Source organism: Klebsiella sp. HMSC09D12 (assembly GCF_001808475.1).
Lineage (GTDB): Bacteria > Pseudomonadota > Gammaproteobacteria > Enterobacterales > Enterobacteriaceae > Klebsiella > Klebsiella oxytoca.
Map to the genome: position 1 here is coordinate 24,253 of NZ_KV793506.1, position 22,030 is coordinate 46,282.

Annotated in this window: 23 protein-coding genes and 1 other annotated feature; of the genes, 11 read left to right on the plus strand and 12 right to left on the minus strand. The window is 57.3% G+C overall.

Annotation, left to right across the window (positions count from 1 at the left end; genetic code table 11):
* Window positions 1–7 precede the first annotated feature (7 nt).
* From HMPREF3178_RS30445 to dacD, 6 genes are all read right to left on the minus strand, one after another.
* Window positions 8–235 carry a bifunctional adenosylcobinamide kinase/adenosylcobinamide-phosphate guanylyltransferase gene (locus HMPREF3178_RS30445; RefSeq protein ID WP_139146039.1) on the minus strand — a complete coding sequence of 76 codons (228 nt, stop codon included), beginning with the start codon at window positions 233–235 and terminating at the stop codon, window positions 8–10.
* Window positions 236–423: 188 nt separating this feature from the next.
* Window positions 424–759, minus strand: coding sequence for a DUF496 family protein (locus HMPREF3178_RS24800; protein ID WP_004103624.1), 336 nt, complete (start codon window positions 757–759; stop codon window positions 424–426).
* A gap of 168 nt (window positions 760–927) precedes the next feature.
* Window positions 928–1,986, minus strand: a complete 1,059-nt coding sequence (locus HMPREF3178_RS24805) for an FUSC family protein (protein WP_004103626.1) — start codon at window positions 1,984–1,986, stop codon at window positions 928–930.
* Window positions 1,987–2,082: 96 nt separating this feature from the next.
* Window positions 2,083–2,556 carry a DNA gyrase inhibitor SbmC gene (gene sbmC / locus HMPREF3178_RS24810; RefSeq protein WP_023321266.1) on the minus strand — a complete coding sequence of 158 codons (474 nt, stop codon included), beginning with the start codon at window positions 2,554–2,556 and terminating at the stop codon, window positions 2,083–2,085.
* Between the two features lie 126 nt (window positions 2,557–2,682).
* Window positions 2,683–4,119: a capsule assembly Wzi family protein gene (locus HMPREF3178_RS24815; RefSeq protein ID WP_070585547.1), complete on the minus strand. Its 1,437-nt coding sequence runs from the start codon at window positions 4,117–4,119 to the stop codon at window positions 2,683–2,685.
* A gap of 153 nt (window positions 4,120–4,272) precedes the next feature.
* Window positions 4,273–5,439: a serine-type D-Ala-D-Ala carboxypeptidase DacD gene (gene dacD, locus HMPREF3178_RS24820; protein ID WP_070585607.1), complete on the minus strand. Its 1,167-nt coding sequence runs from the start codon at window positions 5,437–5,439 to the stop codon at window positions 4,273–4,275.
* A gap of 180 nt (window positions 5,440–5,619) precedes the next feature.
* On the opposite strand from dacD, the gene sbcB reads away from it, so the two are divergent.
* Window positions 5,620–7,044 (plus strand): exodeoxyribonuclease I, encoded by a 1,425-nt coding sequence (gene sbcB, locus HMPREF3178_RS24825; protein WP_070585549.1) that lies wholly within the window; start codon window positions 5,620–5,622, stop codon window positions 7,042–7,044.
* A gap of 105 nt (window positions 7,045–7,149) precedes the next feature.
* Here sbcB and fusA read toward each other — a convergent pair whose 3' ends face one another.
* Window positions 7,150–9,252, minus strand: coding sequence for an elongation factor G (gene fusA, locus HMPREF3178_RS24830; protein ID WP_032728444.1), 2,103 nt, complete (start codon window positions 9,250–9,252; stop codon window positions 7,150–7,152).
* A 238-nt stretch (window positions 9,253–9,490) separates the two neighbouring features.
* Between fusA and HMPREF3178_RS24835 the strand changes: the two genes are divergently transcribed.
* A complete protein-coding gene (locus HMPREF3178_RS24835) occupies window positions 9,491–9,802 on the plus strand; it encodes an ArsR/SmtB family transcription factor (RefSeq protein WP_004103633.1) in 312 nt (103 codons plus the stop codon).
* 250 nt (window positions 9,803–10,052) lie between these two features.
* Here the strand turns inward: HMPREF3178_RS24835 and HMPREF3178_RS24840 are convergent, their stop codons facing one another.
* The 4 genes from HMPREF3178_RS24840 to HMPREF3178_RS24850 form a co-directional block, all read right to left on the minus strand.
* Window positions 10,053–11,411 (minus strand): APC family permease, encoded by a 1,359-nt coding sequence (locus HMPREF3178_RS24840; RefSeq protein WP_004103635.1) that lies wholly within the window; start codon window positions 11,409–11,411, stop codon window positions 10,053–10,055.
* Window positions 11,401–11,463 (minus strand): membrane protein YoeI, encoded by a 63-nt coding sequence (gene yoeI, locus HMPREF3178_RS32230; protein WP_096335043.1) that lies wholly within the window; start codon window positions 11,461–11,463, stop codon window positions 11,401–11,403. The genes HMPREF3178_RS24840 and yoeI overlap by 11 nt, the downstream gene beginning before the upstream one ends.
* 235 nt (window positions 11,464–11,698) lie before the next feature.
* Window positions 11,699–12,589 (minus strand): LysR family transcriptional regulator, encoded by an 891-nt coding sequence (locus HMPREF3178_RS24845; protein ID WP_023321271.1) that lies wholly within the window; start codon window positions 12,587–12,589, stop codon window positions 11,699–11,701.
* A 38-nt stretch (window positions 12,590–12,627) separates the two neighbouring features.
* Window positions 12,628–13,452 (minus strand): SDR family oxidoreductase, encoded by an 825-nt coding sequence (locus HMPREF3178_RS24850; protein WP_070585551.1) that lies wholly within the window; start codon window positions 13,450–13,452, stop codon window positions 12,628–12,630.
* Between the two features lie 175 nt (window positions 13,453–13,627).
* Here HMPREF3178_RS24850 and hisL point away from each other — a divergent pair, with 175 nt between their 5' ends.
* The 9 genes from hisL (at window position 13,628) to hisIE (ending at window position 20,864) form a co-directional block, all read left to right on the plus strand.
* Window positions 13,628–13,678, plus strand: coding sequence for a his operon leader peptide (hisL, locus tag HMPREF3178_RS31160; protein WP_009654477.1), 51 nt, complete (start codon window positions 13,628–13,630; stop codon window positions 13,676–13,678).
* Window positions 13,654–13,776, plus strand: a sequence feature (His leader region). It overlaps the preceding gene by 25 nt.
* Window positions 13,777–13,823: 47 nt before the next feature.
* Window positions 13,824–14,723: an ATP phosphoribosyltransferase gene (gene hisG, locus HMPREF3178_RS24855; RefSeq protein ID WP_004103638.1), complete on the plus strand. Its 900-nt coding sequence runs from the start codon at window positions 13,824–13,826 to the stop codon at window positions 14,721–14,723.
* A gap of 39 nt (window positions 14,724–14,762) precedes the next feature.
* Complete coding sequence (gene hisD / locus HMPREF3178_RS24860) at window positions 14,763–16,067, plus strand: histidinol dehydrogenase (protein WP_023329851.1); 1,305 nt, start codon at window positions 14,763–14,765, stop codon at window positions 16,065–16,067.
* Window positions 16,064–17,125, plus strand: coding sequence for a histidinol-phosphate transaminase (gene hisC / locus HMPREF3178_RS24865; protein WP_049121353.1), 1,062 nt, complete (start codon window positions 16,064–16,066; stop codon window positions 17,123–17,125). Before hisD ends, hisC begins: the two co-directional genes overlap by 4 nt.
* Window positions 17,122–18,189, plus strand: coding sequence for a bifunctional histidinol-phosphatase/imidazoleglycerol-phosphate dehydratase HisB (gene hisB, locus HMPREF3178_RS24870; RefSeq protein ID WP_004103644.1), 1,068 nt, complete (start codon window positions 17,122–17,124; stop codon window positions 18,187–18,189). The genes hisC and hisB overlap by 4 nt, the downstream gene beginning before the upstream one ends.
* On the plus strand, window positions 18,189–18,779 hold the full coding sequence (gene hisH / locus HMPREF3178_RS24875) for an imidazole glycerol phosphate synthase subunit HisH (RefSeq protein ID WP_004103646.1): 591 nt from the start codon (window positions 18,189–18,191) through the stop codon (window positions 18,777–18,779). Before hisB ends, hisH begins: the two co-directional genes overlap by 1 nt.
* Window positions 18,779–19,516, plus strand: a complete 738-nt coding sequence (gene hisA, locus HMPREF3178_RS24880) for a 1-(5-phosphoribosyl)-5-[(5-phosphoribosylamino)methylideneamino]imidazole-4-carboxamide isomerase (protein ID WP_016809191.1) — start codon at window positions 18,779–18,781, stop codon at window positions 19,514–19,516. Before hisH ends, hisA begins: the two co-directional genes overlap by 1 nt.
* Complete coding sequence (gene hisF, locus HMPREF3178_RS24885; RefSeq protein ID WP_004113932.1) at window positions 19,498–20,274, plus strand: imidazole glycerol phosphate synthase subunit HisF; 777 nt, start codon at window positions 19,498–19,500, stop codon at window positions 20,272–20,274. The genes hisA and hisF overlap by 19 nt, the downstream gene beginning before the upstream one ends.
* A complete protein-coding gene (hisIE, locus tag HMPREF3178_RS24890) occupies window positions 20,268–20,864 on the plus strand; it encodes a bifunctional phosphoribosyl-AMP cyclohydrolase/phosphoribosyl-ATP diphosphatase HisIE (RefSeq protein ID WP_004103655.1) in 597 nt (198 codons plus the stop codon). Before hisF ends, hisIE begins: the two co-directional genes overlap by 7 nt.
* Before the next feature lie 38 nt (window positions 20,865–20,902).
* On the opposite strand, the gene HMPREF3178_RS24895 is transcribed toward hisIE, so the two are convergent.
* Window positions 20,903–22,021, minus strand: a complete 1,119-nt coding sequence (locus HMPREF3178_RS24895) for a glycosyltransferase family 4 protein (protein WP_070585553.1) — start codon at window positions 22,019–22,021, stop codon at window positions 20,903–20,905.
* Window positions 22,022–22,030: the final 9 nt, after the last annotated feature.

The following is a 22,030-nucleotide window of genomic DNA, read 5'->3' on the forward strand; positions in this document are numbered from 1 at the left end:
CGGTTATTCACCGCCGCCGCCGACCGTAACCTGACTTATCTGCGTAGCTGCTGCGTGGACGCTCTTCCAGCCGCCAGTGAGCCAGCCGGGTATCGCGGTGATGTTGAATGCGTGCAGCTATTTGGTTATCGGATATCCGGGAGGTAGCGATATAGATCGCCGAAACGAAAGAGTTGAGTAGAGATTGGGCATCACGGCGTAGGCCGCTAAGCGCGTCGCCGGTCATCAGTACCATCGCGGCGGCACCTGTTGCAGGGACAGCATGAGATAAAACCTTCCGATATCAATATGTTTACGGCGGAAGTATATCAAATTCCTGGGGAAAGGTTCAGCGTTACAGAAGCTGTTTTGCTAAGGAATGCGAGATGACGCAAGAGGAGGAATCACTCCGGCAGCGAGAGCCGCCGGAGCACGCAAACGGGATTACTCGGCAGATTTATCTTCTACTTTCGCTTCGCCCATTGCTTTCAGCTTTTTAGAGATATCGCGACGTTCTTTGGAGATCTCGGCGTTTTTAATGATGTAGTCGTCAACGCGATCTTCGTAATCGCTCTTCATGCTGGCAATGATGCCCTGGATAGCTTCAACGCTCATGCCCGGCTTGATGTAGTCGCTCAGGTTGTCCAGCAGCAGTACGCGCTTCTGGTTATCACGGATCTTTTTCTCAACGTCCTGAATTTCACGCTGCAGTTTATTCTTACGACGATACAGGCGAACAAACTCCAGTACGTCCTGGAAAGAAGGCTTAGTTGTTTCCATTTTTACACCCCTAATATTTGAGATTCGGATTCGCTAAAGCGACTGCTACATAGGGCTAACATAACTGTTAGCAGCCGCTGATGACAATGTTTTTTCCTTTGCCTTTATCATAACCCTAAACGCTGCTGAATCGAAGCAAGCGATGGGCAAACCGCGCGTATCTGGTCTTTATTTACGCAACGCCCGGCAGATTAAATGCGACAGCAGCTCAAGCTGCCGCGCCAGTTCGATGGTTAGCCAGACATAACCATGGATTGGCGTTTCAGAGAAATTGTCGTCCTGCTGCTCTTTGATGAGCTGGCGCAGCTCGGCCACAATTTCGTTGAGCTTTTCATTGTTAGCAAGAATCGGCTGCGGATTGCCCTCATACAATGCATGGGCGATAGTCAGCAACGTCTGCTGGGTCATTTGCTGCGTTTCGCGCAGCGTATGGGCATTCAGCATAACAAAATGGCCGGGACGCGATGCCCAGTAGGCGTTGATTTGCAGCTCCAGCATGCACACCAGATTCCGGCTAACGGTCTGGATCGCTTCAAAGATGGCCTTCTGGATATGCGTCTCTTTGCTGGCGGGCGTAATTAATCCGCGCATTTTGACCACATCGTTAAGCACCTTCTGCATATGCTTTTCCAGACGCGGACGCTCGACGAGGTTCGGCGAGAAACCCGCCTGATACAGACGGTTGAAGGCGGTGACGTAGCTGGCCATCTGGATGCGCCAGTGCAGGAAAGCCCGCTGCGGCCAGATACCGGTAAACAGCATAGCCAGCAGGGAGCCAAAGATAACGTCGCCGCTTCGCCATAGCGCGGTCGTCATATCGCCCGGCGGCGCGCCGACCACCACCGCCAGCGTGATGCCGATCAACAGCGCCTGGTAGGGCTTTTTACCCAACGCCAGCCAGCCGCAGAGGAACATCGCCACCGCGCACCACAGCAGCATAATGGGCAGAGAGATAAGTTCCAGCTTGAGCGCCACCAGCCCGAGCGCCGAGCCGAGGATCGTGCCGCCGATACGCTCAAACGCGCGCGGGACGACGTTTCCCCAGAAGGAGATAGGCCCCATCACCACCACCAGGGTGATGAGAGGCCAGGTACCTTCCGGCACGTTAAGCAGGCGCACCAGCACAAAGGTGAGCACAAAGGCCAATGCTATTCGCACGCCATGGACGATGCGGTAATGGCGATACAGCCGAATTTCAAATGGCTTAAGTGATTTATCCGCGCGCACAACCGACTCCGACACAACGAAAAGGGCAATTGTAACTGCTTTTTCGCCGCAAGCATCACGCGAATGTAAGAAACCTTGTCAATTAAAGGGATAAGTTCACTTCACTACGGGTTCAACCGCGATATACATATCAATGTCCCAGTAGCCGTCCTGGTTACCATCGTTAAGGTAGACTTCAAAACAGGGCTTCATCGCCATCTGATGCTCTGTGCTTTGCATCAGACTTTCGAAAAACTGATACCACGGAGTCGCAAAATCGAAATTCTCGACTCTGGCGCGGGCAACGGCATACTCGCCGCCGGCGATTTCGGTCATCATCACGCCTTCACTTCCTTCAGGGATCTGATAGTCTTCCGCCACCGTGACGGCGGTGTCGCAGCGCAGCTTTTCCGCCGGGACTTCGTCTGGATTGTCGTAGTAAACGGCCACCCACTCCTGCGCCGGAACCTGGCTGTTGTCGACCCACATCATCAGCTGTTCAAACCCCTGTTTAACCGTCTGTTCCCAGGGGCCGACCAGATGAAAACCGGCAATTTTCTTCTTGCCTACGGATTTAACGTTATAGTCCATGTTGCCTCCACTGTTGATAAAACACTGTATGTATATACATACAATCTAACAGTACAATCACCCATAGTATGTGCGGTAATTCACAAATCCGCGCGGCAAGAAGATTAAAAAAACGCCACCTGCGGGTTATAAACTGAACGGCAGTTCAATGCCGATGCTGGCCCCAACATCGTCGCTAGCGCTGTGGTTTGCATCGGTGTACCACATGGAGGTATTCAGGCGAACCGTCGGCATGACATCGCCGCTCCAGCCCAGCTGTACGCCCTTCAGCGTGTCGGCGTGCGGGAAGGCTTTATTGATTCGTTGGTTCTTCGGATTGACTTCCGCGTAGACCAGGCGCGCGCTCCAGCGCTGATTTTCTTCGGTGACCAGCTCCACCTTACCGGCATACAGGCGTCCATCGCCGCCCATCGCATCGCCCAGCGGGTAGCCCTGCTGATAGTAGCCATCTTTATAGATAAAGTGGTTATAGATATAGTTGGTGCGTCCCATATTCGAGCGGGTATCGTGGGCTTCCAGATACCAGTTAACCGCATTGCTGTTCCACTGATGGTGCCCTTCCACGCCGCCAAGGTAGAGGTGCGCCGAGGGCAAGTATCCGGCTTCATCCTCGCCGATCATCTGGCCGTAAATGCTCACCGGCCAGCCCAAGGTTGGCGCCAGCTTCAGCTTGAAATCAAAACCGGCCAGCTGATTGCCGGGATCGTCGGCCGATTCACCGGTGTTATCATTGCCGGTCAGGCCGTCCCAGAAGCTGCTGAATGATGAAGGTCGCCCTTCGCCGCCCCACTGCATAACGCGCGAAGCGCCCAGTTCCAGCGAGGAGATGGGCGAAAACGTCAGGCGACCGCCGAAGATTTTGGTATGCGGTACGGCGGCGTACTGGTTCATCTGGCTGGCGGAAAGTTGATACTGCCACGGGCCAATCCAGCTTAGCCATGAGGTTTCCGGCGCCCGCTGTTCTGCACGCTGCAGCAGAAAACCGGTCATGGGACGCGCGGCATCGGAGCGAATCAAACTCCCTTCATAACCCGGTCCCCACCACTGCGGGATTTGCCCGAACGCCAGCCACTGGTTCCACAGTTTTACCGCGCCGTATGCGCCGTTGGCGTTTACGCTGGAGCCGTTGTCGATGCGTTTGTCGCCTTCAACATTGCCCTGTAGATGCAGATCCCACCATTCACCGCTGTTGTTCAGGGCGAGAGAAAGCGACTGGTCAGCGGGATAAGACTGGGCAAACCCCTGCGGAGTTCCCGGCTTATCAGTGGAACTGTAACCGGTAACGCGCACGTCGGCTTTGAGCGCCCTTAAACGCTGATTTACCCGACTCAGAACCACCCGCTCGGCGGATGTTGTCGGATGGGCATTGGCCAGCGCACGGTTAATCTCTTCTTCGCTCAAAGGCCAGGTGGACAAACTTAAAGAGAGGGTTCCGCGGTCGGATAACCAGGCTAAATCATTGCGGAATTCGTTATCGGCCAGAACAAGGCCAGAGGCAAAACCAAAGGTGCTAAAAACGGCGAAAAGTCCCAGAGAAAGCGCACTACGCGCAAAGTATTTCATCTTCCCAGCTCCATTTTGGGCGCACAAGCGCCAGGGGATTTCCTGAATGGTGACCGGGTAAGGTAAGGGATGGACACTAAACAAAGCGCCAACCGAAGCAGCATAATAATCAAACAGCTACGAGATGCCGCTCCAGGCGGAGCGGCGGAGAAGTTACAGTTTTTGATGCAGATAATCGCTAAAGCGCGACAGCATGCCGCCCTTGCCGACGCTTTCCAGCGTCACCAGCGGCCAGTGGGCGACGACTTTATCGCCATCATAAAGCGAGATTTCACCGACCCGCTGGTGGGCGGCAATCGGCGCTTCCAGCGCTTTTTTATCCAGCACATATTTCGCCTTAATGCGCGAGACTTCCGATTTCGGCAGCGCTAACCAGAAGTCCTGATCGGTCCCCAGCCTAATCTGCTCTTTATCGCCATACCAGATACGCTCAACGCCGACCTGCTTGCCGTCCTGCAGGACCTGGACGGTATCGAAGTTTTGCTGGCCCCAGTGCAGCAGCTTCGCCGCCTGCTGTTCACGCCCTTTCGGGCTGTCGGCCCCCATGACTACCGCAATCAGCCGGCGCTGGCCGTCCACCGCGGAGGCAATCAGATTGAAGCCGGCGCCGGAGGTATGGCCGGTTTTCAGACCATCAACGTTCATAGTTTTATCCCACAGCAGGCCGTTGCGGTTCTGCTGGGTAATGCCGTTCCACGTCAGACTCTTCTGGCTGTACATATGATAAACGTCCGGCTCGCCGTGAATAATCGCCCGCGAGAGTACCGCCAGATCGTAGGCTGAGCTGTGCTGCCCCGGCGCGTCGAGGCCGTGAACGGTTTCAAAATGGGTATCCTGTAAATGCAGTTTGTCCACATAGCTGTTCATCAGCGCGACAAACTGCGGCTGGCCGCCGGCAACATAATCCGCCAGCGCCACGCAGGCATCGTTGCCGGAGTCAACGATGAGCCCGCGGCTCAAGTCGCGTACGCTAACCCGATCGCCGGGCTTAAGAAACATCAGGGAAGATCCCTTAAAGACCGGATTGCCCTGCGCCCAGGCGTCTTTACCGACGGTGACGATGTCGTCAAAGGTGATGCGGTGGCTGTCGATGGCGCGATCGACCACATAGCCGGTCATCAGTTTGGTCAGGCTGGCGGGATTGCGCTGCTGATGCTCGTTACCGGCGGTAAGGACCTGGCCGGTGGTGTAATCCATCAGCACCCAGGAACCGGCCTGAATGGAAGGCGGCGTCACGTTGACGGGAAATTCATTGGCGGCAAATGCGCAGGAAACGCTCGCAGCGAGCAAAGATACAGCAATAAACAAACGGCCTTTCAACGGCATATCCTCTAAATTGACAGATTCGCCGTCCTTTTTACGGAACTTCTCGTTTCATATCAGGGTTTAATTGCAAGAAAATATGACACTGGCGGTGTCAGGTAAGGCCGATACCCTTCTGATGGCCCGGCAAATCGTTTACCATGATGGCTGCTCGCCACCAGGGATAATGAACAGATTATGCAAGATAGCGCCAACCAGCCCGGATTTTTGTTTCACGATTACGAGACCTTCGGCACCAGCCCTTCGCTCGACCGGCCGTCGCAGTTTGCCGCCATCCGTACCGATGAAGACCTGAATGTCGTCGGCGAACCTGAAGTGTTCTACTGCAGGCTCGCCGACGACTATCTGCCGCAGCCGCAGGCGGTAATGGTCACCGGGATAACGCCGCAGGAGGCCAATGCCAAAGGCGACAACGAAGCCGCGTTTGCCCGCCGCGTTCACGATCTGTTCACGGTGCCGAAAACCTGCATCGTCGGCTACAACAACGTGCGCTTCGATGATGAAGTCACGCGCAATATCTTCTATCGCAATTTTTACGATCCTTACGCCTGGAGCTGGCAGCATGACAACTCCCGCTGGGATCTGCTGGACGTGATGCGCGCCTGCTATGCGCTGCGCCCCGAGGGGATCAACTGGCCGGAAAATGATGAGGGCTTACCGAGCTTCCGGCTGGAGCATCTGACCGTCGCTAACGGCATCGAACACAGCAACGCCCACGACGCGATGGCCGACGTTTACGCCACTATCGCGATGGCAAAGCTGGTGAAGACTCAGCAGCCGCGCCTGTTCGACTATCTTTACGCCCACCGCAACAAGCGCAAGCTGGCGACGCTGATTGACGTGCCGCAAATCAAGCCGCTGGTGCATGTTTCCGGTATGTTCGGCGCGGCACGCGGCAACACCAGCCTGGTCGCCCCGCTGGCGTGGCACCCGGATAACCGTAACGCGGTGATTATGGTCGACCTGGCCGGTGATATCGCCCCTCTGCTGGATCTGGATGCCGATGCCCTGCGCGAACGGCTGTATACGCCGAAAAGCGAGTTGGGCGATCTGGCTGCGGTGCCGATCAAGCTGGTCCACCTCAATAAGTGTCCGGTGCTGGCGCAGCAAAATACCCTGCGCCCGCAGGATGCTGACCGATTGGGCATCAATATCCAGCGCTGTCTGGAGAACGCCCAGCGGCTGCGGGCTAATCCACAGGTGCGCGAGAAAGCGGTGGCGATTTTTGCCGAAGCGGAGCCGTTTGTGCCGTCCGATAACGTCGATACGCAGCTGTATAACGGCTTTTTCAGCGATGCCGACCGCGCTGCGATGAAAATCGTACTCGAGACGGAGCCGCGCAATCTGCCGGCGCTGGACATTACCTTTGCTGATAAGCGTATTGAGCGTCTACTATTCAACTATCGCGCGCGCAATTACCCGGGCACGCTGGATGAAGCCGAGCAGCAGCGCTGGTTGGATCACCGTCGCCAGGTGTTTACGCCAGAGTTTTTGCAGGCCTACGCCGATGAGCTACAGATGCTGTATCAGCAATATGCGGATGATAAAGAGAAGCTGGCGCAGCTGAAGGCGCTGTGGCAGTACGCGCAGGATATTGTTTGACTGGAAGAAATTCCCGGGTTGCGGCTAACGCCTTACCCGGGCTAGAAACGGTGGCAGGACTCGTATCCCGGGTAAGACGCCTCGCGTCGCACCCGGGAACGTAGTTTAGCCTTTGGCGCGGCTGGCGATAATCGCCTCTGCCACGTTGCGCGGGGCTTCCGCGTAGTGGTGGAACTCCATGCTGTAGGTCGCCCGGCCCTGGGACATTGAACGCAGCGTAGTGGAATAGCCAAACATCTCGGCCAGCGGCACGTCGGCGCGAATAATCTGGCTGCCGAACCGCTCCTCCATTCCCTGCACCATCCCGCGCCGGGAAGAGAGATCGCCCATAATATTGCCGGCGTACTCTTCCGGGGTCTCCACTTCCACATGCATCACCGGCTCAAGGATGACCGGGTCGGCCCTGCGGGCGCCCTCCTTGAAGCCGAATATCGCCGCCATCCGGAAAGCCATCTCCGAGGAGTCGACGTCGTGATACGAACCAAACGTCAGGGTCGCCTTAATATCCACCACCGGATATCCCGCCAGCACGCCGGTGCCCATCGCTTCGCGCAGCCCTTTTTCGACTGAAGGGATGTACTCGCGCGGCACCACGCCGCCTTTGGTCGCGTCCTCAAACACGAAACCGCTTCCCGGCGCCAGCGGTTCAAGGCTCAGCACCACGTGACCGTACTGCCCTTTACCGCCGGACTGGCGAACAAACTTGCCTTCCACCTCTTTGACCGTTTTGCGGATCGTCTCGCGATAGGTCACCTGCGGACGCCCGATATTCGCCTCGACGCCAAACTCGCGCTTCATGCGGTCAACGATAATCTCCAGATGCAGTTCACCCATCCCGGAAATGATCGTCTGGCCGGACTCCTCGTCAGTATGCAGACGAAACGACGGATCTTCCGCCGCCAATCGCTGCAGGGCGATGCCCATTTTCTCCTGATCGGCTTTGGTTTTCGGTTCAATCGCCAGCGAAATCACCGGCTCCGGGAACTCCATCCGTTCAAGGGTAATCACCGCATCAGGGTCGCACAGCGTGTCGCCGGTGGTGACATCCTTCAGGCCGACGCAGGCGGCAATATCTCCGGCGTGCAGTTCGTCCACTTCATGGCGATCGTTGGCCTGCATCAGCACGATGCGGCCGATGCGCTCTTTCTTGCCTTTCACCGGATTCCACACCGCATCGCCTTTTTTCAGCGTCCCGGAATAGACGCGGATAAAGGTCAATTGGCCGACGTAGGGGTCGGTCATCAGTTTAAATGCCAGCGCCGAGAACGGTTCGTCGTCGCTCGGGTGACGTTCAGCGGGCTGCCCTTTCTCATCCACGCCCTGAATCGCCGGAATATCCAGCGGCGACGGCATCAGCTCAACCACCGCATCAAGCATCCGCTGCACGCCTTTGTTTTTAAACGCGCTGCCGCACAGCACTGCCTGGATTTCCCCCTTCACCGTGCGCTGACGCAGTCCGGCGACGATTTCCGCCTCGCTCAACTCGCCGGTTTCGAGATAGTTATCCATCAGTTCGTCGCTGGCTTCCGCCGCCGCCGAAACCATTTTTTCCCGCCACAACCGGGCGGTTTCCAGCAGTTCGTCGGGCACCGGCGCATAGCTGAAGGTCATTCCCTGGGTGGCGTCATCCCACAAAATGGCGCGCATTTTGATGAGATCCACCACGCCGGTGAAGTGCTCTTCGGCGCCCACCGGGATCACAATCGGTACCGGGTTCGCCTTCAGGCGATCGGTCATCATCTGCACCACGCGGAAAAAATCCGCGCCGGGTCGGTCCATCTTGTTGACGAAGGCCAGGCGCGGGACGTGGTATTTGTTCGCCTGGCGCCAGACGGTTTCCGACTGCGGCTGCACGCCGCCCACGGAGTCGTAAACCATGACCGCACCGTCCAGTACGCGCATAGAGCGCTCGACTTCAATGGTGAAATCCACGTGCCCGGGGGTATCGATGATATTAATCCTGTGTGGCTCAAAGCTGCGGTCCATACCGGGCCAGAAGCAGCTCACCGCCGCGGACGTAATGGTGATCCCACGCTCCTGCTCCTGCGCCATCCAGTCGGTAGTTGCCGCGCCATCGTGTACTTCCCCCAGCTTGTGGCTCATCCCGGTGTAAAACAGGATGCGCTCGGTGGTGGTGGTTTTGCCGGCATCGATATGCGCGGAGATACCGATGTTGCGATAACGTTCGAGGGGGATGGGTCGGGGCATGATGCGTCCTTAGTCATTTTGACTGTCAGTCAGCGGCCGGAATGAGCCGCCGTTCATTTAACGGCTTTCATCATAGTACAACTGTACGAGTATATTCGAACTATTTTTGCTATCGTTACGATTGGTATGGCTGCGACGACGCGCGTGGCTTTAGAAAAAGAGTTTGGGTATATTACCGGCCAGCCGCCGATAACGGCTGCTGCTCGCGGATCTGCGCCGCCGCCGACACAGGAATATTATGATCGCCAATCACCCCGAACGTGAACAAATTCGCCTCGAAAATGTGCTTTTCGCCCTCGGTAATCCGCTGCGGCTGGAGATTATCCGGATCCTTGCCGACGGCAGCGAGCAGAGCTGTAACGCTCTGCGTCATGAAGATGTGGCGAAGTCGACCATGACTCACCACTGGCGCGTCCTGCGCGACAGCGGGGTGATCTGGCAGCGGCCTCAGGGGCGGGAGAATTTGATTTCGCTGCGCCGGGAAGATTTAGACGCGCGCTTTCCCGGCCTGCTGGATACGCTGCTTAAGGTGATGCAGCAGGAGAAGTAAATCGCCCACATTTCTGCCGAATCTACCGGAGGCGATGCTGCGCCTCTATCCGGGCAACCACCCCGCAAAACCACACGAACTCGTGCCCGGGAATCCCGGGTTGCGGCGTACACGCCTTACCCGGGCTACCAGACCGTGGGCAGCGGTGAATCTGTAGCCCGGCTAAGCGTAGCGCGAGCCGGAAAGATCGACATCCGCCAGAAACAAAAAAGCCGGAGGTTTCCCTCCGGCTTTCTCATCACAAACGCGATCAGGCAACGTCTTCGTACTGCGGTACCGGGTTGCGGAAGCTTTTGGTCACGCAGGCCAGGTAGACCAGACCAATACCGCCCCAGATCAGGCCGAGAACCATGGAGCTCTCTTCCAGGTTGATCCACAGCGCGCCGACGGTCAGCGCGCCGCACACCGGCAGAACCAGATAGTTGAAGTGGTCTTTCAGCGTCTTGTTGCGTTTTTCACGGATCCAGAACTGCGAGATCACCGACAGGTTAACGAAGGTGAACGCCACCAGCGCACCGAAGTTAATCAGCGCCGTTGCCGTCACGAGGTCGAATTTAATCGCCAGCAGCGCAATGGCGCCAACCAGCAGTACGTTCCACGCCGGAGTCCGCCATTTCGGATGCACGTAACCAAAGAAACGCGTCGGGAACACGCCGTCGCGGCCCATCACGTACATCAGACGGGAAACGCCCGCGTGCGCGGCCATGCCGGACGCCAGTACGGTGACGCTGGAGAAAATCAGCACGCCCCACTGGAAGGTTTTGCCCGCAACGTACAGCATGATTTCAGGCTGCGATGCGTCCGGATCCTTAAAGCGCGAGATATCCGGGAAGTACAGCTGCAGGAAGTAGGAAGCCCCAATAAAGATCAGGCCGCCAATCAGCGCCGTCAGGAAGATAGCCTTCGGGATCACGCGCTCTGCGTCTTTGGTTTCTTCAGACAGCGAAGAGATACCGTCGAAGCCGAGAAACGAGAAGCAGAGAATGGTCGCACCGGTAATCATCGGCACCACGTGCGCGCCTTCAGACCAGAACGGACGGGTGCTGGTCAGCGTGCCCGCGCCTTCGCCGTGCATAACGCCGTAGATAATCAGGCCAACAATCACCGCTACGATACCCATCTGCAGGATAACGATCAGGGTGTTGAAGTTCGCCACGGTCTTAATGCTGCGCAGGTTGGAGATGGTCATAAAGGCCACCAGCGCAACAACAAAGATCCACGACGGAATGGAAGGCACCAGCGCTTCAAAGTAAATTTTTGCCAGCAGAATGTTGATCATCGGCATGAACAGATAGTCCAGCAGCGATGACCAGCCAACCATAAAGCCAACGGCCGGGCTAATGGATTTCTGTGCGTAGGTATAAGCGGAACCCGCCGACGGAAAACGGCGAACCAGTTTACCGTAGCTCAGCGCCGTGAAGAGAATGGCGATCAGCGCGAAGGCGTAAGCCGTCGCAACGTGACCATCAGTCAATCCAGAGACGATACCAAACGTATCGAACAGCGTCATTGGCTGCATATAGGCAAGGCCCATCATTACAACCGGAATCAACGTAAGCGTTTTACGTAATTCCACGCGAGAGGTTTTTGGAGTAGCGTTATGCGACATAGTTATCCCCTTTTACGGTGAACGCCAGCGCGTAAGCAAAAAATTGCCCCATTTCTTTGTATTCCTCAGCGACAACCACTGTCGGTTTTTAGTAAATATCTATCCGGTACGAAGCCCGGCCTCTTGGTATTGAATGATGTGTCTTTCAACCAAAAAAATAACCGACACTTTAAAAAAGCGTCGGCCAGTTTCTGATTTTCAGGACGCGTATTTTGCAACAACTACTGGCACGATGACAAGATGTTGCAAGGCTTAATAATTACAGCCAATCTCTAACAGATTAATATTCATACGATTTTAGTATTATAGACCTGATGGATAGCACTATTTGCTAATATCTCTGCTCGCCACCACTCGCCCGCCAGACCACCGCCCTCTTCATGCCAGCCAATCCACGCGCGATTTACCGGCGCAACCATCCTGGTTTGAATTATTCGCAGCTCGCCGCGCGCTAATAAAGGCTGCACCTGAAATAGCGGCAAATAGCCCCACCCCAGCCCGGCGCAAAGCAGCGTCAGCTGGCCGGAAAGATCGAATACCGTCAGGCTGTCCTGATTTTCTGCCTGCGGCAACGAACCGCAGTTGGCAATCGCGCGATAACGGCGCAAAGTGCGCCAGCTCAGCGGTTCGGTAATTTGCGCCAGCGGATGCTGGGGCGAAACGACAAATACCTGCGTCAGTTCACCGAGAAGCAGACAACCGTAGCCGCTTAGCGCCGGCGGGTCGCTCTGAACCCCGAGCAGCAGATCCGCCCGCCCTTCCGCCAGGGTCTGCCAGCCTGCTGCGAGGGTATCGCGGCGAAATTCCAGACGGGTGGCGTGATGCTGGCGATAAAACGCCGTTATCAGCGGCGCCAACAGGTGAAACGGGAAACCGCTATCAACGTTCAGCACCAGCCTGTCTTCCCAGCCCTGATGCAGCCTGACGGCCTGCTTTTCCAGCTCGCGGGCGGTATGCAGCACGTCGCGCCCTTTTTCCAGCAGCATCTGACCGGTACGGGTAAAGCGCGCCCGGTGGCCGCTGCGATCGAGTAGTTGAATATTGAGGTCGCTTTCCAGCTTATGAATGGTATAGCTCAGCGCGGAGGGTGTTTTATAGAGCTTTGCCGAGGCGGCGGCAAAACTGCCCTCTTTGTCGAGGGCATCAAGAATGACGAGCACATCCAGCAGTGGTTTCATCGCTACCCCCTTACGGTACGCGATTCACCGCTGGCGGATCACTCCATCGGCATCACCAGCGGGTCGGGGTATTGGTATTCAAACCCCAGTTCGTTGCAAATACGGCTGCCATCCACGATCTTGCCGCTACCGTTTTCCGGGTTATCAGAGAAGACGGGAACGGGAAGCCCAAGCTCCCGGGCCATCAGCGGATAAAAGACGCCGCGCGCGGGATGCTTAGGCGCACATATATTATAGATGCGTCCGCCTTTCGGGGACTGCAATAACAGCTCGATCGCGGCGATCGCATCCTGGAGATGCACCAGGTTCACGCCGTGCTGGCCGTCTGGCGCGGATTTTCCGGCAAAGAAGCGCCCCGGGTGACGAGACGGCCCCACCAGCCCGGAAAGGCGCAGAATGTCCACCGAGGTGCCAGGAAGATTGTGCAGCCAGTCCTCCAGCTCTTTCAGCACTTGTCCGCTGGCGGTTTGCGGATTACGGGGCGAGCTCTCTTTCAGCGTGCCGCTGGCGTTGCCGTAGACGGAAGTCGAGCTGGTAAACAGGATGCGCGGCACGTGATGCGCGAGCGCGGTATCAACGATTTCCTGTACCGCCTGACGATAGAAGTCGTCTCCCGGCCCGGTCCGGCGCGCCGGCAGGGTAATCACCAGCGCGTCGACGTTCATTAATGCATCCAGATCCTCAGCGTCGCAGACCAGCTGCGGCTCCAGACGCAGCGGGTAGCTGTCGATACCGCACATCCGCGCCGCCTCTACGCCATCCTGAGTGGTATTACTGCCGGTGACCTGCCATCCCCGCGACATCAACGACAGCGCAAGCGGCATACCCAGCCATCCTAATCCTACAATTGCGACCTTCTTCATCCCCTTGCTCCTGAATTTTCGCTGTGCTGACTTAAGGCTACGCCAGCCGGCGGCAACTGACAATTTCTTCGGTCAATATGAAATGAATTAATGATAGAAAAAAGCCCTTGCTTTATGCGAGTGAAGTGGTTTAGGTTAAAAGGCATCAAATGCATAGTCATTCACAGAGAATTTTATGAACAGCGTTCAATTTAAAAACCACCATCATCACCATCATCCTGACTAGTCTTTCAGGCGATGTGTGCTGGAAGACATTTGGATCTTCCAGTGGTGCATGAACGCAAAGAGAGCCCCCGGAAGATTCACTTCCGGGGGCTTTTTTTTGGACCGCATTCGGACAGATTCAGACAGGGTTACAGAGGAAAATAACAATGTTAGACAACAGCCGTTTACGCATAGCTATTCAGAAATCAGGGCGTTTAAGCGAAGATTCACGCGAATTACTCAGCCGCTGCGGCATCAAAGTGAATCTGCACACCCAGCGCCTGATCGCGATGGCGGAAAATATGCCGATCGATATTCTGCGCGTGCGTGATGACGATATTCCTGGCCTTATCATGGACGGCGTGGTCGATTTGGGGATTATCGGTGAAAACGTGCTGGAAGAAGAGCTGCTGAGCCGCCGCGCCCAGGGCGAAGATCCGCGCTACTTTACCCTGCGCCGTCTCGACTTCGGCGGCTGCCGCCTGTCGCTGGCGACCCCGGCGGATGAACCCTGGGACGGCCCTGCGGCACTGGACGGCAAACGCATCGCGACCTCTTACCCGCACCTGCTGAAGCGCTACCTTGACCAGAAAGGCATCTCCTTTAAATCCTGCCTGCTGAACGGCTCGGTTGAAGTGGCCCCGCGCGCTGGCCTGGCCGACGCGATTTGCGACCTGGTCTCTACCGGCGCGACTCTCGAAGCGAACGGCCTGCGCGAAGTGGAAGTCATGTTCCGCTCCAAAGCCTGCCTGATCCAGCGCGACGGTGAGATGGTGGATAGCAAACAGCAGCTTATCGACCGCCTGCTGACCCGTATTCAGGGCGTGATTCAGGCTCGCGAATCGAAATACATCATGATGCACGCGCCCACCGAGCGCCTGGAAGAGGTTGTCGCCCTGCTGCCCGGCGCCGAGCGTCCGACCATCCTGCCGCTGGCGGGGGACAAGCAGCGCGTCGCCATGCACATGGTCAGCAGCGAAACCCTGTTCTGGGAAACCATGGAAAAACTGAAAGCGCTGGGCGCCAGCTCCATTCTGGTTCTGCCGATTGAGAAGATGATGGAGTAATCCGGCGGGTCGGTCACGGGACAAACAGGGGAAACAATCATGAGCTTCAACACAATTATCGACTGGAACGGCTGTCGCGCAGAACAACAGCAACAACTTTTAATGCGTCCGGCCATTTCCGCCTCCGAGAGCATCAGCAAAACGGTGGCGGAGATCCTGAATAATGTTAAAGACAACGGCGATGCGGCCCTGCGTGAATACGGCGCAAAGTTCGACAAAACCGAGGTCACAGCGCTGAAAGTTAGCGAAGAAGAGATTGCCGCCGCCGGTGCGCGCCTGAGCGACGAGCTCAAGCAGGCGATGGCCGTAGCGGTTAAAAATATCGAAACCTTTCACAACGCGCAGCGGCTGCAGGCCGTAGATGTGGAAACCCTGCCGGGCGTGCGCTGCCAGCAGGTGACCCGCCCTATCGCCTCCGTTGGCTTATATATTCCCGGCGGCTCGGCGCCGCTGTTCTCAACGGTCCTGATGCTCGCCACGCCGGCGCGCATCGCGGGCTGCCAGCAGGTAGTGCTGTGCTCGCCGCCGCCGATTGCCGATGAAATTCTCTATGCCGCCCAGCTATGCGGCGTGCGCAATATCTTTAACGTCGGCGGCGCGCAGGCAATTGCCGCCCTCGCCTTCGGCACGGAGTCGGTGACGAAAGTCGATAAAATCTTTGGCCCGGGCAACGCCTTCGTTACCGAAGCCAAGCGCCAGGTGAGCCAGCGTCTTGACGGCGCGGCTATCGATATGCCCGCCGGGCCATCGGAAGTGCTGGTGATCGCCGACAGCGGCGCAACCCCTGATTTCGTCGCCTCTGACCTGCTTTCCCAGGCGGAGCACGGCCCGGATTCGCAGGTGATCCTGCTGACGCCGGATAGCGCGATGGCCACCCGCGTCGCCGAAGCCGTTGAGCGCCAGCTGTCCGCGCTGCCGCGTGCGGAAACCGCCCGTGAGGCGCTCTCCGCCAGCCGGATCATCGTGGCCCGCGATATCGCCCAGTGCGTGGAAATATCCAACCAGTACGGCCCTGAACACCTGATTATTCAGACCCGCAACGCCCGCGAACTGGTCGATGGCATCACCAGCGCCGGCTCGGTGTTCCTCGGCGACTGGTCGCCGGAATCCGCCGGGGATTATGCCTCCGGAACCAACCACGTGCTGCCGACCTACGGCTACACCGCGACCTGCTCCAGCCTCGGCCTGGCGGACTTTCAGAAACGCATGACCGTGCAGGAGCTGTCCCGCGACGGGTTCGCCGCCCTCGCTTCCACCATTGAGATACTGGCCGCCGCCGAGCGCCTGGACGCCCACAAAAACGCCGTTACGCTGCGCGTTGCAGCCCTTAAGGAGCAAGCATGAGCATCGAAGATTTAGCCCGCGCCAGCGTCCGCGCGCTGACGCCGTATCAGTCTGCTCGCCGTCTGGGCGGTAAGGGCGACGTCTGGCTGAACGCCAATGAATTCCCCACCGCGGTTGCGTTCCAGCTGACCGAACAGACGCTGAACCGCTATCCGGAACCGCAGCCGAAAGCCGTCATTGAACGTTATGCGCAGTATGCTGGCGTTAAGCCGGAGCAGGTGCTGGTCAGCCGCGGCGCCGACGAAGGCATTGAACTACTGATCCGCGCCTTCTGCGAGCCGGGCCAGGACGCGGTGCTCTACTGCCCGCCGACCTACGGCATGTACAGCGTCAGCGCCGAAACCATCGGCGTGACCTGTCGTACGGTGCCGACGCTCGCCGACTGGCAGCTGGATCTGCCGGGCATCGCAGCCAATCTTGACGGCGTGAAAGTGATTTTCGTCTGCAGCCCGAATAACCCGACCGGACAGATTATCAACCCGAAAGATTTCCGCACCCTGCTGGAGATGGCGCGCGGTAAAGCCATCGTGGTCGCGGATGAAGCCTATATTGAGTTCTGCCCGCAGGCGACGCTGGCAACCTGGCTGAACGAGTATCCGCATCTGGTGGTTCTGCGCACGCTGTCCAAGGCGTTTGCCCTGGCTGGACTGCGCTGCGGCTTTACCCTCGCCAACGTCGAGGTCATTAACGTACTGCTGAAAGTTATCGCGCCCTATCCGCTCTCGACGCCGGTCGCCGATATTGCCGCTCAGGCGCTGAGTGCGGAAGGGATTGCCGCTATGCGCGAGCGCGTGGCGCAGATCCTCAACGAACGCGATTATCTGGTCAGCCAGCTGCGCAGCATTGCCTGCGTGGAAGAGGTGTTCGCTTCCGAGACCAACTACGTACTGGCGCGGATCACCGCGTCCAGCGCGGTGTTTAAATCTTTGTGGGATCAGGGCATTATCTTACGTGACCAGAATAAACAACCTTCATTAAGCGGCTGTTTGCGTATCACTATCGGTACCCGTGCAGAGAGCCAGCGCGTCATTGACGCTTTGACTGCGGAGAATGTATGACCCAGAAGTTTCTCTTTATTGACCGTGACGGTACGCTGATTTCCGAGCCACCGGTTGATTTTCAGGTAGACCGCTTCGATAAGCTGGCGTTTGAGCCGCAGGTGATCCCGGCCCTGCTCAAGCTGCAGCAGGAAGGGTATAAGCTGGTGATGATCACCAATCAGGACGGACTGGGAACCGCCAGCCTGCCGCAGGACGAGTTCGACGGCCCGCACAACCTGATGATGCAGATCTTCTCCTCACAGGGCGTCAACTTTGACGAGGTGCTGATTTGCCCGCATCTCCCGGCGGATAATTGCGACTGCCGCAAGCCGAAAACCAGGCTGGTGCTGCCGTGGCTGGAGCAAGGGGTGATGGACACCGCCAATAGCTACGTGATTGGCGACCGGGCCACCGACATTCAGCTGGCGGATAACATGGGCATTACCGGACTGCGCTACGATCGCGAAACGCTTGACTGGCCGACCATTTGCGAACAGCTGACCCGTCGCGATCGCTACGCCCACGTTGAGCGCATCACTAAAGAGACCCAGGTGGATGTCAAAGTGTGGCTCGATCGCGAAGGCGGCAGCAAAATCTCCACCGGCGTCGGCTTCTTCGATCATATGCTTGACCAAATTGCCACCCACGGCGGCTTCCGTCTGGAGGTCAAGGTCGGCGGCGACCTCTATATTGACGATCACCACACCGTGGAAGACACTGGCCTTGCGCTGGGCGAAGCGCTGAAGCTGGCGCTCGGCGACAAGCGCGGCATCGCCCGTTTCGGCTTTGTGCTGCCGATGGACGAATGCCTGGCCCGCTGCGCGCTGGATATTTCTGGCCGCCCGCACCTTGAATACAAAGCTGATTTTACCTATCAGCGCGTTGGCGATCTGAGCACCGAGATGGTCGAGCACTTCTTCCGCTCGCTCTCCTATACCATGGCGGTCACTCTGCACCTGAAAACCAAGGGCAAAAACGACCACCACCGCGTTGAGAGCCTGTTTAAGGCCTTCGGTCGCACGCTACGCCAGGCCATCCGCGTCCAGGGCGACACGCTGCCATCTTCGAAAGGGGTACTCTGATGAACGTGGTGATCCTCGATACCGGCTGCGCCAACCTCAATTCGGTGAAATCTGCGGTGAGCCGCCACGGCTACGAGCCGCAGGTCAGCCGCGACCCGGACGTGGTGCTGCGCGCCGATAAGCTGTTTCTGCCGGGTGTAGGGACGGCTCAGGCGGCAATGGACCAGCTGCGCGAACGGGATTTAATCGATCTGATTAAAGCCTGCACCCAACCGGTGCTGGGCATTTGTCTCGGTATGCAGCTGCTGGGAAAACGCAGCGAAGAGAATAACGGCGTCGACCTGCTGGGTATTATCGACCAGGACGTGCCAAAAATGACCGACCACGGCCTGCCGCTGCCGCATATGGGCTGGAACCGGGTATATGCTAAAGCGGGCGATCGTCTGTTTCGCGGCATTGAAGACGGGGCGTATTTTTACTTCGTCCACAGCTACGCGATGCCGGTCAACGTTAACACCATCGCTCAGTGCAGCTACGGCGAGGCCTTCACCGCGGCGGTACAGAAAGATAACTTCTTTGGCGTCCAGTTCCACCCTGAACGCTCCGGCAGCGCCGGGGCGCAGCTGCTGAAAAACTTCCTGGAGATGTGATGATCATTCCTGCTTTAGATTTAATTGACGGTACGGTCGTCCGTCTCCATCAGGGCGATTATGGCCAGCAGCGCGACTACGGCAACGATCCGCTGCCGCGCCTGCAATCCTATGCCGCGCAAGGGGCCGAAGTACTGCATCTCGTCGATCTGACCGGGGCGAAAGATCCGGCGAAGCGCCAGATCCCGCTGCTGAAAACGCTGGTGGCTGGCGTGAACGTGCCGGTGCAGGTCGGCGGCGGCGTGCGCACGGAAGAAGACGTGGCCGCCCTGCTTGACGCGGGCGTGGCGCGCGTGGTGGTGGGCTCGACGGCGGTGAAGTCGCCGGAAGTGGTGAAAGGCTGGTTTAAGCGTTTTGGCCCGCAGCATCTGGTGCTGGCGCTGGACGTACGGATCGATGCGCAAGGCAGCAAGCAGGTGGCCGTTAGCGGCTGGCAGGAGAATTCCGGCGTAACCCTGGAGGAGCTGGTGGAGAGCTATCAGTCCGTCGGCCTGCAGCACGTGCTATGTACCGATATTTCCCGCGACGGGACGCTGGCCGGGTCTAACGTCTCGCTGTATGAAGAAGTCTGCGCCCGCTATCCGCAGGTGGCGTTTCAGTCCTCCGGCGGCATTGGCGATCTGCATGATATCGCCGCGCTGCGCGGAACAGGGGTGCGCGGGGTGATTGTCGGCCGGGCGCTGCTGGAAGGTAAATTTAACGTAACGGAGGCCATTCAATGCTGGCAAAACGGATAATCCCCTGTCTTGACGTTCGCGACGGCCAGGTAGTGAAAGGCGTGCAGTTCCGTAATCACGAAATCATCGGCGATATTGTCCCGCTGGCAAAACGCTATGCCGACGAAGGCGCGGATGAGCTGGTGTTCTACGATATCACCGCCTCGAGCGACGGTCGCGTGGTGGATAAAAGCTGGGTATCGCGCGTTGCGGAAGTGATCGACATTCCCTTCTGCGTCGCCGGCGGCATTAAGTCGCTGGAAGAGGCGGCGCAAATCCTCTCCTTTGGCGCGGATAAAATCTCCATCAACTCCCCTGCCCTGGCGGACCCGACGCTGATTACTCGCCTGGCCGATCGGTTCGGGGTGCAGTGTATTGTCGTGGGTATCGATACCTGGTTTGACGCCGAAAGCGGGAAGTATCACGTCAATCAATATACCGGCGATGAGAGCCGTACGCGGGTGACGCAGTGGGAAACGCTGGACTGGGTGCAGGAAGTACAAAAGCGCGGGGCCGGCGAGATCGTCCTCAATATGATGAATCAGGACGGCGTGCGTAACGGCTACGATCTGCAGCAGTTAAGCAAGGTACGCGCCGTGTGCCACGTGCCGCTGATTGCATCCGGCGGTGCCGGGACTATGGAGCACTTCCTGGAAGCCTTCCGCGACGCCAACGTCGACGGCGCGCTGGCCGCATCGGTGTTCCACAAGCAAATTATCAATATTGGTGAACTGAAAACGTACCTGGCAGCACAGGGCGTGGAGATTAGGGTATGTTAAGTGAACAGCTGGATTGGCAAAAAACCGACGGTCTGATGCCGGTCATCGTGCAGCACGCCGTTTCCGGGGAAGTGCTGATGCTGGGCTATATGAATCAGGATGCGCTGGCGAAAACCGAAGAGACCGGTAAAGTGACCTTTTATTCACGGACCAAACAGCGTCTGTGGACCAAGGGGGAAACGTCGGGTAATTTTCTCAACGTGGTGAGCATCACCCCGGATTGCGATAACGACACCCTGCTGGCGCTGGTAAATCCGATTGGCCCAACCTGTCATAAAGGCACATCGAGCTGCTTCGGCGAAACCGGCCACCAGTGGCTGTTTCTCTACCAGCTGGAGCAACTGTTGGCCGAACGCAAGCACGCTGACCCGGAGAGCTCTTACACCGCGAAGCTGTACGCTAGCGGCACCAAGCGCATTGCCCAGAAGGTGGGAGAAGAAGGCGTTGAGACCGCGCTGGCCGCCACGGTGCATGACCAGTTCGAGCTGAAGAATGAAGCGTCGGATTTGATGTATCACCTGCTGGTGCTGCTGCAGGATCAGGGGCTGAATTTAACGGACGTGATTAACAATCTTAAGAGCCGTCACTGATGCCTTGCGCCCCCGCGCTGGCGGGGGCGATTTGCGGCCTATCCGGGTTTCTGCTCCAGCAGCGTGCTGTAGAGATTCACGTAGGCATCAATCATATGTTCGGCGGTAAACATCTCCTCAAAGCGGCGACGTGAATTTGCGCCATAGCGCGCTGCCGTTTCATCACTGTGCCACAGTTCGTTCATCGCTTCGACCAACGCTGCGCTGTTATCCGGCGGGATCACGCAACCATTGACCTTATCCTGGTTGATAAACGAGGTTCCGGTGCCAATTTCACACGAGATCAGCGGCCGGGCGAACCGCGCCCCTTCCAGTAAGGTAATGCCAAACGCCTCTGAGCGCAGGTGCGAGGGAAAGACCACCCCGCGGCACAGATGAAAGAGAATATATTTATCCTCATCGTTCAGCATGCCGGTGAATATCACGTTATTCAGGCCGCGCTGTTCAGCCTCACGGCGAACTTCCGATTCCAGCGGGCCGCCGCCGACAATAACGATCGGCAGTCGACTGCGCTCTGCGGCATCCAGCAGAATATGCAATCCCTTATAGTAACGAAATGCGCCGACAAAAAGGAAAAAGCGCTCGCCGACTTTCTCTCGCCAGTAAGCCAGGCGCTGCGGATTATGCTGCACATCCTTTTGCTCGAGGCCGAAGGGAATGACCACCGTTTTATCGAGGTATTTTTGCAGCGTCTGGCTGGAGGCTACGTAGTTTGGCGATGAGGCCACAATGCAGTCAACGCTGGAAAGAAATTGCTCCTGCAGCGGTTGATATAATTTCATTAGCCGCTTTTGTTTCACAATATCGGAATGATAGGTGACAACGGTTTTCGCTTTAGGATGCGCCATCAGATGTAGCATATCCATAAAGGGAAACGGGAAATGATAGTTAATAATATCGTAGTTATCTTTAATTTTATTAAATCGCTTTAACGCGCCGAGTGAGAATGGCGTCGAGGCGATTTCAATTAATTGCTTATTATAGATAACCTGATGCTGTTCGTAAGCCACTGGCCCGGTATTTTTATCCGGGGAAAAGGTGAAGACGTCGGCCGCGATCCCCCGACGAGCGCAGCCCTGGCACAACTGATAAATGACCTGTTCAATACCACCGTAGGTATTCGGATAATAGGTCTTATAGACGTGTAAAACTCTCAACTTGCACCC